Annotated in this window: 15 protein-coding genes; 8 read left to right on the top strand and 7 right to left on the bottom strand. The window is 70.2% G+C overall.

The window, feature by feature from the left end:
* Nucleotides 1-22 precede the first annotated feature (22 nt).
* From ACWCRB_RS08375 to ACWCRB_RS08345, 7 genes are all read left to right on the top strand, one after another.
* Entirely contained in the window at nt 23-667 is a 645-nt protein-coding gene (locus tag ACWCRB_RS08375; RefSeq protein ID WP_450995284.1) for a helix-turn-helix domain-containing protein, read from the top strand.
* 91 nt (nt 668-758) lie between these two features.
* A complete protein-coding gene (locus tag ACWCRB_RS08370; RefSeq protein WP_450995283.1) occupies nt 759-2,093 on the top strand; it encodes a M24 family metallopeptidase in 1,335 nt (444 codons plus the stop codon).
* A complete protein-coding gene (locus tag ACWCRB_RS08365) occupies nt 2,093-3,109 on the top strand; it encodes a thiamine pyrophosphate-dependent dehydrogenase E1 component subunit alpha (RefSeq protein WP_450995282.1) in 1,017 nt (338 codons plus the stop codon). The genes ACWCRB_RS08370 and ACWCRB_RS08365 overlap by 1 nt, the downstream gene beginning before the upstream one ends.
* On the top strand, nt 3,097-4,110 hold the full coding sequence (locus ACWCRB_RS08360) for an alpha-ketoacid dehydrogenase subunit beta (protein ID WP_450995281.1): 1,014 nt from the start codon (nt 3,097-3,099) through the stop codon (nt 4,108-4,110). The genes ACWCRB_RS08365 and ACWCRB_RS08360 overlap by 13 nt, the downstream gene beginning before the upstream one ends.
* Nucleotides 4,111-4,169: 59 nt before the next feature.
* Complete coding sequence (locus ACWCRB_RS08355; RefSeq protein ID WP_450995280.1) at nt 4,170-5,549, top strand: amidohydrolase family protein; 1,380 nt, start codon at nt 4,170-4,172, stop codon at nt 5,547-5,549.
* A complete protein-coding gene (locus ACWCRB_RS08350; RefSeq protein ID WP_450995279.1) occupies nt 5,546-6,451 on the top strand; it encodes a cupin domain-containing protein in 906 nt (301 codons plus the stop codon). The genes ACWCRB_RS08355 and ACWCRB_RS08350 overlap by 4 nt, the downstream gene beginning before the upstream one ends.
* The gene (locus ACWCRB_RS08345; protein ID WP_450995278.1) at nt 6,448-7,137 is read left to right on the top strand and encodes an SDR family NAD(P)-dependent oxidoreductase; all 690 of its coding nucleotides are present in this window, start codon (nt 6,448-6,450) and stop codon (nt 7,135-7,137) included. The genes ACWCRB_RS08350 and ACWCRB_RS08345 overlap by 4 nt, the downstream gene beginning before the upstream one ends.
* A 36-nt stretch (nt 7,138-7,173) precedes the next feature.
* On the opposite strand, the gene ACWCRB_RS08340 is transcribed toward ACWCRB_RS08345, so the two are convergent.
* From ACWCRB_RS08340 to ACWCRB_RS08330, 3 genes are all read right to left on the bottom strand, one after another.
* Complete coding sequence (locus ACWCRB_RS08340) at nt 7,174-7,656, bottom strand: Dps family protein (protein ID WP_450995277.1); 483 nt, start codon at nt 7,654-7,656, stop codon at nt 7,174-7,176.
* A 60-nt stretch (nt 7,657-7,716) separates the two neighbouring features.
* Nucleotides 7,717-7,971 carry a WhiB family transcriptional regulator gene (locus ACWCRB_RS08335; RefSeq protein WP_450995276.1) on the bottom strand — a complete coding sequence of 85 codons (255 nt, stop codon included), beginning with the start codon at nt 7,969-7,971 and terminating at the stop codon, nt 7,717-7,719.
* 135 nt (nt 7,972-8,106) lie between these two features.
* On the bottom strand, nt 8,107-8,955 hold the full coding sequence (locus tag ACWCRB_RS08330; RefSeq protein WP_450995275.1) for an alpha/beta hydrolase: 849 nt from the start codon (nt 8,953-8,955) through the stop codon (nt 8,107-8,109).
* A gap of 211 nt (nt 8,956-9,166) precedes the next feature.
* Between ACWCRB_RS08330 and ACWCRB_RS08325 the strand changes: the two genes are divergently transcribed.
* Nucleotides 9,167-9,949, top strand: coding sequence for a sulfite exporter TauE/SafE family protein (locus ACWCRB_RS08325; RefSeq protein ID WP_235473439.1), 783 nt, complete (start codon nt 9,167-9,169; stop codon nt 9,947-9,949).
* Here the strand turns inward: ACWCRB_RS08325 and ACWCRB_RS08320 are convergent, their stop codons facing one another.
* The 4 genes from ACWCRB_RS08320 to ACWCRB_RS08305 all read right to left on the bottom strand — a co-directional run bounded on the left by ACWCRB_RS08320 (nt 9,950) and on the right by ACWCRB_RS08305 (nt 14,102).
* Nucleotides 9,950-10,471, bottom strand: a complete 522-nt coding sequence (locus tag ACWCRB_RS08320) for a hypothetical protein (RefSeq protein ID WP_450995274.1) — start codon at nt 10,469-10,471, stop codon at nt 9,950-9,952.
* A 107-nt stretch (nt 10,472-10,578) separates the two neighbouring features.
* Complete coding sequence (locus ACWCRB_RS08315; RefSeq protein ID WP_450995273.1) at nt 10,579-12,675, bottom strand: MDR family MFS transporter; 2,097 nt, start codon at nt 12,673-12,675, stop codon at nt 10,579-10,581.
* Nucleotides 12,676-12,740: 65 nt separating this feature from the next.
* On the bottom strand, nt 12,741-13,520 hold the full coding sequence (cobF, locus tag ACWCRB_RS08310) for a precorrin-6A synthase (deacetylating) (RefSeq protein WP_450995272.1): 780 nt from the start codon (nt 13,518-13,520) through the stop codon (nt 12,741-12,743).
* Nucleotides 13,521-13,568: 48 nt separating this feature from the next.
* A complete protein-coding gene (locus tag ACWCRB_RS08305) occupies nt 13,569-14,102 on the bottom strand; it encodes a DUF309 domain-containing protein (protein WP_450995271.1) in 534 nt (177 codons plus the stop codon).
* Nucleotides 14,103-14,161: the final 59 nt, after the last annotated feature.

Below are 14,161 nucleotides of genomic sequence, written 5' to 3'. Positions count from 1 at the left end.
CTGACAGTGAGGGGAGTCGCCCGTGCCATCCGCCGGCGTGCCGCCCGTAGGGGCGCGGATCCGGCAGGCGCGCCTCGAACGGGGGATGAGCCTGCGGGGGCTCGCGCGTGAGATCGGGGTCTCCGCCAGCCTCGTCTCCCAGATCGAGACCGGCAAGAGCCAGCCGTCCGTCAGCACCCTCTACGCGATCACCACGGCCCTCGCGATCTCCGTCGAGTCCCTCTTCGACACGCCCGCGGAAGCCGTCCGCGAGTCCCCGCTGGTCGCCGGCGCCACCGTCATGCATGCCCTCGCCGCCTTCGCCGCCGACCCCGGCCGACGGATCGGGCCGCTGGTGGGAGCGGGTGGGCGGGAGACGATCGAGCTGGACTCGGGCGTGGTGTGGGAGCGGCTCGGGCATGTCCCGGGGACTGATGTCGACTTCCTGCTGGTGACCTACCGGCCCGGCGGTTCCTCGTCGAGCAGCGGCGGGCTGATGCGGCACGCGGGCACCGAGTACGGCTATCTGACCTCGGGCGAGCTGGTCCTCACCCTCGGTTTCGACGATCACACCCTGCGTCCCGGCGACGCCGTGTGCTTCGAGTCGACGACCCCCCACCGGTACCGCAACGACAGCGCGGAACCGGCCGTCGGCGTGTGGTTCGTGTTCAGCCAGAGCAGTTCCTGACCCGGTCCGGTTCCTGACATCGAACAGACTGTTCAGTAATAGTTGACACTCGGGCCGTCGAGTCGTTCACTCCGAAGTGGGGGTGGTCGCCATGGCGATCCGCACTTTCGGACCCAATGCCGTCGACTGGGAACAGCGCGTCGACCTGGACAGGCTGCGCAGGGAGCGGCTGGCCAGGCTCCACCAGGCCCTGAACCGATCCGAGCTGGGCGCGGTCCTCAGCTTCGACTTCGCCAACATCCGCTACATGACGTCCACCCACATCGGTACGTGGGCCATGGACAAGCTGATCCGCTTCGCGCTGCTGGTGCGCGGCGGCGACCCGGTCCTCTGGGACTTCGGCTCCGCCGCCCGCCACCACCAGCTCTACAACCCCTGGCTCGACTACAGCGACGGCAAGGACGGCCCGCCCACCGGTGCCCGCGCCGGCATCTCCACCCTGCGCGGCGCCTTCCACCCGGACGCGGGTATCGCCGAGGACGTGGCCCGCAAGATCGCCACCGAACTGCGCGCCCACGGCCTCGGAGACGAACCGCTTGGCGTCGACCTCGCCGAGATGCCGATCCTGATGGCCCTGCGCGCCGAGGGCATCGACGTCGTCGACGGCCAGCAGGTCTTCCTCCAGGCCCGCCGCACGAAGACCCCGGACGAGATCTCCCTGCTCACCCAGGCCTGCGCGATGGTCGACGCGGCCTACGAGGAGCTGTACGGCTATCTCCGCCCCGGCGTCCGCGAGAACGAGTGCGTCGGACTCGTCAGCAAGGTGCTGTACGACCTCGGCAGCGAGTACGTCGAAGGCGTCAACGCCATCTCCGGGGAACGCTGTTCACCCCATCCGCATGTCTACAGCGACCGCCTGATCCGCCCCGGCGACCCCGCCTTCTTCGACATCCTGCACAGCCACCTCGGCTACCGCACCTGCTACTATCGCACGTTCGCCGTCGGCAGCGCCTCCGGCGCCCAGCGCGACGCGTACGTCCGCTGCCGGGAGTACATGGACGAGGCGATCGCCCTGGTCCGGCCGGGCGCGACCACCGCCGACATCGTCCAGGTGTGGCCGCGCGCCGAGGAGTTCGGCTTCCCGGACGAGACGGCGGCCTTCGCGCTCCAGTACGGCCACGGGGTCGGCCTGTCCATCTGGGAGAAGCCCATCTTCAGCCGCCTCGTCTCCCTCGACCACCCCGAAGTCCTGGAAGAGGGCATGGTGTTCGCCCTGGAGACCTACTGGCCGGCCTCCGACGGCTGGACGGCGGCACGCATCGAGGAGGAGATCGTCGTCACCGCCGACGGCTGCGAGGTCATCACCAAGTTCCCGGCCGAGGAACTCCTGGTAGCGGGCCGCAAGTACTGGACGGTCGGTGGCGAACTCAACACCCGCCGCGAAGCCCAGTCCCACCTCAACACCCGCAGGAACGGGAGCGGTTGATGGACACCAGGGAGACCGGAGGCGCCACGGTCGCCGGCATCACCGGGGACGAACTCCTTGCCCTCTACGAGCAGATGGCCGTCATCCGCCGTACGGAGAAGGCGGCCCACGACCTCTTCCTGTCCGGGCTCGTCAAGGGCACCACGCATCTCGCCGCCGGTCATGAGGCCATCGCCGTCGGCGCGAGCGCCGCCCTGCGCGACGACGACTACGTCTTCGCCACCTACCGGGGTCACCACCACGCCCTCGCGCGCGGCGCCACCCCCGAGGAGTGCCTCGCCGAGCTGATGAGCCGCGCGACCGGGCTCTGCAAGGCCAAGGGCGGCTCCATGCACCTCACCAAGGCGTCCGCCGGCATGCTCGGCTCGTACGCCATCGTCGGCGCCCACCTCCCCATGGCCGTCGGCGCCGCCTGGTCGGCCCGGCTGCGCGGCACCGATCAGCTCGCGGTCGCCTTCTTCGGCGACGGTGCGACCAACATCGGCGCCTTCCACGAGGCGCTCAACCTGGCCGCCGTATGGAAACTGCCCGTGCTGTTCATCTGCGAGAACAACCTGTACATGGAGTACACGGCGATCGCGGACGTCACTGCGGTGCCCCGCCCGGCCGCCGACCGGGCTCCGGCGTACGGCATTCCGGGCGAGGTCGTCGACGGCAACGACGTGGTGCTGGTGCGGGAGGCGGTGGACCGGCTCGCGCGGCGGGCCCGGGCAGGAGACGGGCCCGCCCTCCTGGAGGCCGAGACCTACCGTCACTACGGGCACAGCCGCGCCGACCCGGCCACCTACCGGCCCGCCGAGGAGGTCGAACGCTGGCTCAAGCACGACCCGTTGGACCTCGCGCGGGGCCGACTCGCCGAGCTGGGTGTGCCGGTCGAGACGGTCGCCGCCGTCGACGAGCGGGCAACCGCGCTCGTACGGGACGCGGTCGAGGCCGCGAAGGCGGCGCCCGCGCCCGATCCGGCCGAGGCGCTGACCGACGTATGGGCGGACGGAGGTGCGGCATGGCGGACCTGACGGAGGCTCAAGAAGCTTCCGCACAGCGGCAGATCACCTATCGGGAAGCCGTCGCCGAGGGCATCGCGCGGGAGATGCGGCGCGATCCGGCGGTCGTGTGCCTCGGGGAGGACATCGGGGAGGCCGGCGGGGTGTTCAAGACGACCGCCGGGCTGTTCAAGGAGTTCGGGCCCGAGCGGGTGTGGGACACGCCCATCTCCGAACAGGCCATCGTGGGCGCCGCGATGGGGGCCGCCATGACCGGGATGCGGCCCGTCGCCGAGATCATGTTCTCGGACTTCCTGGCCTGTTGCTGGGACTACCTCGCCAACGAGATACCGAAAGTACGGTATATGACGGGTGGTCAGGTAACCGTGCCGCTCGTCGTCCGCACCGCGAACGGCGGTGGACTCGGCTTCGGGGCGCAGCACTCGCAGGCCACCGAGAACTGGGCGTTCACCGTGCCCGGCCTGAAGATCGCGGCACCGTCGACACCCGCAGACGTCGTCGGCATGATGGCGGCCGCCATTCGCAGCGACGACCCGGTGGTCTTCTTCGAGCACAAGGGGCTCTTCGCGAGCAAGGGCCCGCCCGCGCCGCCGGACCATGTGGTGGAACTGGGGAAGGCGGCCGTCGTCCGCGAGGGCGCCGACATCACGCTCGTGGCCCTCGCCTCGATGGTCCCGGTCGCGCTCACCGCCGCCGAACGGCTGGCCGGGGAGGGTATCGACACGGAGGTCGTCGACCTGCGCTGCCTCGTACCGCTGGACGTCAGCACGGTTCTCGCCTCGCTGGAGAAGACCTCGCGACTTACGATTGTCGAGGAGAACCCGTACCAGGGCGGATGGGGCGCGACGCTCGCGTCCGTCGTCGCTGACGAGGGGTTCGGACTGCTCGACGCGCCGGTGCGACGGGTGGCGGGGGAGTGCGTCCCGCTGCCGTTCGCCGATGCGCTGGAGGAGCGCGTCATCCCCACCGTGGACAAGGTCGTGACGGCCGTCCGCGCCCTCTCGGCCTACTGAGATCGCCTACTGAGATCCGCTACTGGAATCCGTACCAACTCTCCATGGGAGGAAGGGCGATGACCGATCGTCTGCTTCTGCGCTCCGGCCATGTGATCTCCATGGACCCCGACATCGGGGAACTGCCCCAGGGCGACGTCCTGATCGAGGACGGGAAGATCGTCGCGGTCCAGCGCGAGATCAGCGCGGACGCCGACGTGCTCGACATGACGGGCCGCATCGTGATCCCCGGCTTCGTCGACACCCACCGCCACACCTGGGAGGCGCCGATCCGAGGCTGCGCCCCCGACGCCACCCTCGACGACTACTTCGTGGACGTCCTCGACACCTTCGCCCCCCTCTACACCCCCGAGGACGTGTACGCGGGCAACCTCGCGGGCGCCCTGGAATGCCTCAACGCGGGCATCACCACCCTCGTCGACTGGTCCCACATCAACAACACGCCCGAGCATCCGGACGCAGCCGTAAAGGCCCTCACGGAGACCGGAATCCGCGCCCAGTACGCCTACGGCAGCGCCAACACCTCCCTCGCCGACTACTGGTTCGAGAGCAAGATCGCGATACCGGGCGACGACGTACGACGTATCCGCTCCAGCCATTTCGCGTCCGACAGCGGCCTGTTGACGATGGCGCTGGCCACGCGCGGCCCCGGCTTCTGCACCAACGACGTCGTCACCGCCGAATGGGCCCTCGCCCGCGAACTGGACATCCCGATCACCGTGCACGTCGCCATGGGCCGGCTCGCGGGCCGCTTCGGCATGGTGAAGCAGCTCCACGAACTGGGCCTGCTGGGCGCCGACACCACCTACATCCACTGCTGTTACCTCAGCGAGGAGGAGTGGCGGATGGTCGCCGACAGCGGCGGTACGGTGTCGATCGCGCCGCAGGTCGAGACGCAGATGGGGCACGGCTGGCCGCCCGTCATGAAAGCGATCGAGCACGGACTGCGGCCGTCGCTCAGCATCGACGTCGTCACCACTGTGCCCGGCGACATGTTCACCCAGATCCGCGCGGCCTTCGGCGCCGAACGCGCCCGCGTGAACGCCGAGTCCTGGCAGGCCGATGTCCCCGTCCCCGCAACGATGTTGACGGCACGTCAGATGCTGGAGCTGGCCACGGTCAACGGCGCCCATGTCGCGGGCCTCGAAGACCGCACCGGCTCCCTCACCCCCGGCAAACGCGCCGACGTCGTCGCACTCGACGCCACAGCGCTGAACATGGCGCCCGTGCATGACGCGGTGGCCGCCGTGACCCTGTCGGCGGACGTGTCCAACGTCGAGACGGTCATCGTCGACGGCGTCGTCCTCAAGCGCGACGGCAAGCTGCTCGCCGACACCGGACGGGCCCGCCGGCTCGTCGAGGAGTCCCGCGACCGGCTGCTGACGGCGAAGGCGGAACACGCGGCGAAGACGGCGAAGGCGACGGGGAACGGGGCATGACGGACTTCGTGGTGCGGTACGCGGCGGACGCGTCGCAACTCCCTTACGACAGCGGTGGGTTCAGGCGCCGCGCGGTCATCGGCGAGGAGGACGGGAGCGTACACACCGGCTTCGGCCTGTGCGAGATCCGGTCGGACGGCGCGGTGGGCGCGCACGTGCACTCGTACGAGGAGAGCTTCCATGTGCTCGACGGAAGCGTGATCCTCGATGTGCCCGAGGGCTCGTATCTCCTGGAGGAGGGCGACTACGGGCTCCTCCCGACCGGCGTGCCGCATGCCTGGCGCGGTGACAACTCCGTTGGGACGGGCGGGCGTTGGGCCGACATGCTCGCGCCCGTGCCGCGCGCCCGCTACGGACATGACACCTGGGCCGTGCCCGCGCTGCCCGAGCGCGAGCCCGTGCGGATCGACGTACGCGACCCGCGCACCCGGTCGTTCGGCCACTTCGAGCCCGCGCAGATGGACCCGGGAAAGCAGTCTCAGGATCTCCTTGCCGTGTCGGCGAGCATGCGCACCGCGCTGCTCGTCTACAGCGGGATCACCGTGAAGATGATGGTCGACAGCGACCTGGGCGCGGTCGCCTCGACGATGTTCATGGTGCAGTACGCGCCCGACGGCGTCGCCGGGACGCACGACCACCCCTTCGAGGAGACGTACTTGATCCTCGAAGGGGTGGTCGACGCCACCTTCGACGGCGAACGTCATCGTCTTCGCCCCGGCGACACGGCCTGGGCGGGCGCCGGTTGTGTGCACGGCTTCACCAACGCCGGTGACGGGCCCGTCCGTTGGCTGGAGACACAGGCCCCGCAGCCACCGCCGCGCCACTCCTACCGGTTCACCCGGGACTGGGACCACCTGAAGGACGTACTGGGAAACGCGGGCGATGGGGAGGAACGGGCATGAGCAGTGTGGTCGTTGTCGGCGGTACGTCCGGAATCGGCCGCGAGTTCGCCCGCGCCCGTGTCGAGCGCGGCGACGAGGTCGTTCTCACCGGCCGCGACGCCGATCGCGCCGACACGGTGGCCAAGGAGATCGGCGCGCGGGGCCTGGCCCTCGACCTCTCGCGGCCCCGGGACATCGCCGCCGCGCTCGCCGACGTGGAGCGGGTCGACCATCTCGTCCTCGCCGGTGTCTCGCGCGACGAGAACCGGGTCACCGCGTACGACATCGACGCGGCCCTCCATCTCGTCACCCTCAAACTCGTCGGCTACACCGAGGTCGTGCACACACTGCGCCCGCGTCTCCACGACGCGAGTGCCATCGTGCTGTTCGGCGGCCAGGCCAAGGAACGGCCCTACCCGGGTGCGACGACGGTGGCGACCGTCAACGCAGGCGTGACCGGGCTCGTCCGTACCCTCGCGGTCGAGCTCGCGCCGATCCGGGTCAACGCCGTGCATCCGGGGGTAGTTGGCGACAGCCCGTACTGGCGGAACAAGCCCGCGGAGGTGCTGGAGGGCCTGCGCGCCCGCACCCCCGCCGGCCAACTCGCCACGATGGCCGACGTGGTGGACGCCGTGGACTTCCTGCTGCGCAACCGGTCCGTCAACGCGATCGACCTGAGTGTGGACGGGGGCTGGCTGTTGGGGTGAGCGAGTCCGAGTCCGACAAGTCCGAAGAGAAGTGGGTCAGTTGGCGCGCTGTGCGTTCTCCGCTTCGAACATCCACCTCTGCTTCTCCAGTTCGGCCGTGATGCCGATCAGCAGATCCTGGGTCACCGGGTCGGCCTTCTCCGTCGCGTCGATGCGCTCGCGCAGACGGCCGATCGCCGTCGCCAGCGCGTCGACGAGGAGTTGCACGACCTCCGTGTCCTGCAGCCAGCCGTCCTTCGGGTCCTGGAACGGAAGGGACGAGGCGATGGTTTCGGGACGGCCGTCCGGCGGCACACCGAGGGCCGCCGCGCGCTCCGCGACGGTGTCGGAGAACTCGCGGGCCGCCGTCACGACCTCGTCGAGCTGCAGATGGATCGAACGGAACCTCGGCCCCACGATGTTCCAGTGGGCCTGCTTCCCGATCAGCGACAGCGCCAGCAGATCCACCAGGGTCCCTTGCAGGGCGTCACCGGTGATCCGGCGCTCCGGCTCGGGCAGGCTGCTCTTGACGACAGTCATGGGTGCTCCTCCTCGTGATACGGCGTGCGTGCTGCGGTGGCCCGGTTTCCCGTTCTCCCGTCACCGGACCCGTTCTCTGGCGGTTTCTCTGGCGGGACGGAGCAGCTCGGCGCGTTCCTCCTCGCAGGTGCCGCCCCACACGCCGGACGTCTGGCCGCTGCGCAGGGCCCAGTCCAGGCACTGCGCGGCCACCGGGCAGCGGGCGCACACGCGTTTCGCGGTGGCGATGTCCCGCAGCGCCGGCCCTGCCGTGCCCACGGGGAAGAACAGTTCGGGGTCCTCTCCCACGCAGGCTGCTTGCCGCAACCACTCCATGGGGACGCGGGTTCCCAGGACGGATGGGCGGAAACGTGAGGGAATCGGCCGCGTGGGGCGGGGGAGGGGGGAGCGGGGTCCGGAGGGGAGGGGTATCAGTCGGACGAGGGAGGGATCGTTGGGACGGGAAGGAGGTCATGCGGCCCGAGTCGCGAGTACCCGGTCCACGAAGGCGGTCAGTTCGTTGAAGGCCGCCGCCCTGTTCGTCTCCAGGAAGACGTCGTGCCGGGAGCCCGGGAAGATCCGCTCGGTCCAGTCGAAGCCGCGTAGCTCCTCGACGCCGACGCGGCTCCCGGCGAGCGGGACGAGCCGGTCGTCGTCGCCGTGCAGCCACAGCAGCGGCAGCCCTCCGATGGCGCCGCTCTTCGCCACGGTCTCGAGCGTCCGTACGAACGCCTCCAGCGTCGGCCGTTTCATCGGGCCGTGCCAGACCAGCGGGTCCGCCGCGTACGCCGCCCGGACCGCTGGGTCGCGGGAGAGCGCGGCCGGGCTGATGGGCCGGTCGGGGATCTCGTCGAGCGCCAGCAGCCGCCCCGGGAGGTCCCAGTTGCCGAGGACGGGCGCGGAGAGCACGAGAGCGGCCAGTTCACCGCGGTACCGCTGTGCGAAGCGGGCCGCGACGAGACCGCCGGTGGAGTGGCCGATGAGGACGACCGGTACGCCCGGGTGGGCGGCCCGGGCGAGGTCGGCGACCGTATGCAGATCGGTGACGACGTCCTCGAAGTCCTCGATCACCGCCCGTTCGCCCGCCGACCTGCCGTGCCCCTGGTGATCGGGGCCGAGGACGGTCGCGCCGTGGGCCACGAGGACGTCGGCGAGTTCCTCGTAGCGGCCCACGTGTTCGGCGTACCCGTGGGAGAGGAGGGCGAGATAGCGGGGAGGTTCGAGCGGACGTTCGGAATCGCTCGGGGTGGGGCGGGGCCATTCGCGGACGGCGATCGTGCCTCTGGTGCCGGTGAGGACGTACTCGCGGAACTCGGCCATGGCTCCTCCGGCTGCGTCGTGGACGGGGCGAGTGGAAGGTGTTGCGCGCAAGGGTGTGGCTGGATCTTCCCAGGGGAGGGGCGGCCGGTCCACGGTGACGCGTCGGCCACCGTCGGTGGTCGGACTCGGACAGGGGTCGCGTGGGGCAGGGGTCACCTGGCGAGACGCTCCTTACGGCGGCCACTTCGGTGGGCATAGCATCGGTCTCCGCATGAACACGATGACGCTCTGGCACATAACGCACTGGGAGTTCGCCGCGCTGGCCGCCGCGGCGCTGCTCGTCGGCTTCTCGAAGACCGCTGTCAGCGGGGCCAACACGGTCAGCCTGGCGATCTTCGCGGCCGTCCTGCCCGCCCGCGAGTCCACCGGCGTACTGCTGCCGATCCTGATCGCGGGGGACGTCCTCGCCGTCCTGACCTACCGCAGACACGCCCACTGGCCGACGCTGTGGCGACTGTTCCCGGCGGTCGCGGTGGGCGTGGTCGTCGGCACGGTGTTCCTGGTGTGGGCGGACGACGAGGTCGTACGGACCTCGATCGGGGCGATCCTGCTGCTGATGGCCGGGGTGACGGTGTGGCGCCGACGCCGGGCGGACGCGGAAGCGGAGGAGGACGACCCGGACGCGGTGAGCACACCCGCCGGCCGTATCAAGGCCCGCTCGTACGGTGTCCTCGGCGGCTTCACGACGATGGTCGCCAACGCGGGCGGCCCGGTCATGTCGATGTACCTCCTGTCGGCCGGCTTCCGAAAACTCGGCTTCCTGGGCACGTCGGCGTTCTTCTTCCTCATCGTCAACGTCTCGAAGGTCCCCTTCAGTGCCGGCCTGGGCCTGATCGACGGCCACTCCCTGCTCCTTGACGCCGCACTCGTGGTGTTCGTGATCCCCGGGGCGTTCATCGGCAAATGGGCTGTGAACCGAATCAACCAGCGATTGTTCGAACAACTGGTAATCGCGGCGACGGTGGTGGGCGGGGCGCAGTTGCTGCTGCGCTGATCAGCGGGGGTTCGGGTGGCGGCTTGTGCTCACAGTTGCCTGGATGCGGTCGGCGGCGCGCAGTACCTCGTCCCGGTTCTTGGCGCTCTTGATCCATACCGGTAGCCGGGCGACCAGGGTCATCTTCCGACCGGTGTCGTACCAGGGGGCCCGCTCGCGCAGGGAGGCGGCGACGAACTGCCTGATGTGGGCGAGGTGCTCGAGGTTGTACGCCCACAGCCATCCGTGGCGGGTCTCCGTCTGCAGCCGGACCGGGATGCCGAAGTAGGGGTCGCGCGCCGGGGCGGCCGAGCTGCCCGAGAAGCAGACCGACCGGCCGGACCACGTACGGGTCAGCCCGCAGCTGGTGCACACGAGACGCCGCGGCGCGAACAACACCGACGAGGGCTCCAGGTCCGGCTCGTGCGGGTTCCGCTGGACATGCGCCGTCCGGTCACAACGCGGGCAGCGCACCAGTACCGAGCCGATGAAGTCGTACACCGTGCTGCGGGGATCGCGGAAGCGGACCGGGGCCGGGGACATGACGGAAGTATGGCCGTGCCCCCGATACCGGGGCACCTGGATTGTCGAGGCGACGGTCTCCCACAGTCGGACGTCCGACAACTGGCCGTGGCTCACCCTTGCTCCGGCTAGGAACCGGACGTCCCCCCACCTGCACCTGCACCCGCCAGCGCCGCAGGCCGGCTCGGCAAGCCGCTGCTGAGGTCCTCCACCAGGAGGCGTTTGGCGATGGTGTCCACCGCGGTGCGCAGGTCCTCGCCCGAGGGGTGGCCCAGGTCCTGTTCCACTCGGCCGGCCAGCCAGGTGCCCCATGCCTTGCCGATCACCTGCGCCTCGCGGGCGCCCGCCTCCGTGTGGGAGAAGAAGGCGTCCGTGCGGGTCAGGTAGCCCTCCTCCACCATGCGGTCGAAGACAGGGAGGAGTACTTCGGGCGGCATATGGCGGCGGGCGGCGATCAGGCCCAGGCTCGAATGGCCGACCATACGGGTGAACAGTTCGACCTGCATGACGGCCCAGGCGCCCGCGATGTCGAGCCGGGTGTCGGAGTCGCTGACGATCCGGCGCGCGGTGTCCAGGTCCGTACTGCCGATGATCTTTCCGACGGAGGCCTCCAGCAGGCGCCGTGAGTCCGCCGTGGACGGCTGCGCGAAGCCGTCGCCCATGTCCGTCGACGCCATGCGGGCGCTGTCGCGCAGCTGGACCTGTTTCAGGAACAGGGCGACGACGAAGCCGACCAGCGCGACCGGCACGGTCCACAGGAAGACGGTCTGGATGGTGTCCGCGTATGCGCCGATGATGGGCGAAGCGGCCTCGGGGGGCAGGTTGTGCAGGCCCTCCGGGCTGGTCGCCGCCTGGGTGATGGTGGCCGTGTCCGCCGCGCCCGTGCGTACGGCTTCCGCGATGCCCTCGGAGAGGTTCGGGGTCAGCGAGTTGGTGTAGATCGTGCCGAAGACCGCCGTGCCGAACGAGCTGCCCAGCGTACGGAAGAAGGTGACGCCGGAGGTCGCGGTGCCGAGGTCGGCGTATTCGACGGTGTTCTGCACGGCGATCGTCAGCACCTGCATGCCCAGGCCGATACCGGTGCCGAGGACGAACATGTAGAGCGAGGCCAGCCAGGTGTTCGTCGACGCGTCCATCAGGGAGAGGAGATACAGGCCGACACCCATCACCGCCGAGCCGATGATCGGGAAGTAGCGGTACTGTCCGGTTTTGCTGACCACGTTGCCGCTGAAGACGGACGCGATCAGCAGGCCGAGGACCATGGGGAGGGTCCGTACGCCGGAGACCGTCGCCGAATCGCCGTCCACGTACTGGAGGAAGGTCGGCAGGTACGTCATCGCGCCGAGCATCGCGAAGCCGACGATGAAGCTGAGGATCGAGCAGACCGTGAAGACGGGGTTGGCGAACAGCCGCATCGGCAGCGTCGGTTCGGCCGCGCGGGACTCGGCCCAGCAGAACAGGCCGAGCGAGACGGCGCCGCCGACGAACAGCGCGATGATGACGCCGGAACCCCACGCGTACTCGGTGCCGCCCCAACTCGTCGCCAGGATCAGCGCGCTGGCGCCGATCGCCACGAACGCGATGCCCAGATAGTCGATGACCGGCCGCACCGCCGACTTCACCACCGGGATGGTGCGGGCCGCCGCGATCACGACGACGATCGCGATCGGGACGTTGACGTAGAACGCCCAGCGCCAGGTCAGATGGTCGGTGAACAGACCGCCGAGCAACGGCCCGATGACCGTCGCCACCCCGAACACGGCCCCGATCGCGCCCTGGTACTTGCCGCGCTCCCGCAGCGGGATCACATCCGCGATCAGGGCCATCGCCGTGACCATCAGCCCGCCCGCTCCGATGCCCTGCAAGGCCCGCCAGGCGATCAGGAGCGTCATGTTCGTGGCCAGCCCGCACAGGAACGAACCCGTGATGAAGACGATCGCCGAGACCTGGAAGACCACCTTCCGGCCGAACAGGTCGCCGAACTTGCCGACGAGCACCGTGGCCACGGTCTCCGCCAGCAGATACGACGTCACCACCCACGACATGTGCTCGGCACCGCCCAGGTCCGACACGATCGTCGGCAGGGCCGTGCCGACGATCGTCTGGTCCAGGGCCGCCAGCAGCATGCCGAGCATGATCGTGACGAAGACGACGTTGCGGCGGCGGCGGTCCAGCACGGGTGGCTGCGCGGCGGCGGGAGGCGCGGTGTCCTCGGCGACTGTCACGAGGTCACGATCACACCGGGCGTCCGGCCGCGCATGCGGGGACGGGCCGCCCGGGTGCCCGCCGCCTAGGGCTGCTCGGGCCGGGGATTCCGCCGCAGCAGATACGTGTCCATGATCCAGCCCTTGCGCTCCCGGGCCTCCGCGCGCAGCCGCTCGATACGAGGACCGGCCTCGGCGATCGGCCCGGAGACCAGGATCTCGTCCGGGGTGCCTATGTAGGCGCCCCAGTAGATGTCGATGTCCTCACCGGCGTACTCCCGGAAGGCCTGATGCGCGTCGAGCATCACCACCACGTCGTCGACACCCGCAGGGAAACCCTCGGCCAGCCGCCGCCCGGTGGTGATCTGCACGGGCCGCGCGACCCGGTTGAGCCCGGTACGGTGCCGGGCGACGAGCGCGGAGACACTGCTGATGCCGGGCACGACGTCGTACTCGAACTCCACCACTCCCCGCCCGAGGATCTCCTCCAGAATCCCGAGCGTGCTGTCGTACAGAGACGGATCGCCCCACACCAGGAACGCCCCGCTGTCGTCCGCACCGAGTTCTTCCGAGATCAGCCGCTCGTAGATCTCCGCCCGGGCGCTGCGCCAGTCCCCGACGGCAGGGGCGTACGCGCCGCCCCCGGCCGTCCGGTCCCGGTCCGGGTCGCGCGCCTCGACCAGGCGGTACGTCCCTTCCGGCACATGCGTGTCGAGCAGTTGTCGGCGCAGCCCCACCAGGTCGGACTTGGCCTCGCCCTTGTCCAGGACGAAGAACACGTCGGTGCTCCGCAGCGTCCTGACCGCCTGCAGGGTGAGCTGGTCGGGGTCGCCCGCGCCGATACCGATGACATGAATCTTCCGCACGCCCCCGAGTCTGCCCCACCCCACTGACAACGCCGTGGTCGCCCCTGGTCAGCCGTCGGCCGTACCGCCCGACAGACGCGGCGCCCGGTCCCCCGCGTCGACGGCCACGGCGTCCCGCTCCACCTCAGCCGCCAGCTCCCGCGCCCAGGCCACGACCCCGACGGGGTCCATCCCGTACGGCCTCGATCGCGCATCCCCGGCCGCCCACTCCTCGACCGCCCCGGCCCCGCGCCGCAGCAGCCGCACCCCGCCGGTGACGTTCCCGCGCGCGGTGTGTGTGAGCCCCACGGCCAGCTGCGCGAGCCCCCGCCACAGGCCGCGGTCCTGATCGGGACCCGATTTCCAGGCGTCCTCGAAGACCTCGTGCGCGTGGAACGGTTTCCCCGCGTCCAGCAGCGCCTGGGCCTCGGCGACGGTCTCCTCGGGACGGCGTACGACGCCTTCGGGCTGCCGGGCAACCCCGTGCTCGCCGTACGGCAGCGGGCGCCCGAGCCCGTCCCGGGGCCGGGCGTTGCGCGCCCGACCCTCCTCGTCCCGATCCCGCCCGCCGACTGCCGCCCGACCCTCCGATGCACTGCCCATACGCCGATTGTCGCGCGGATCCCGCCGCCTTCGGGGCAGCCCTTGAGGTGGGGTAAGGT

The sequence above is a fragment of the Streptomyces sp. NPDC002156 genome (assembly GCF_053593675.1).
This window is presented reverse-complemented; position numbering and strand designations above follow the sequence as displayed.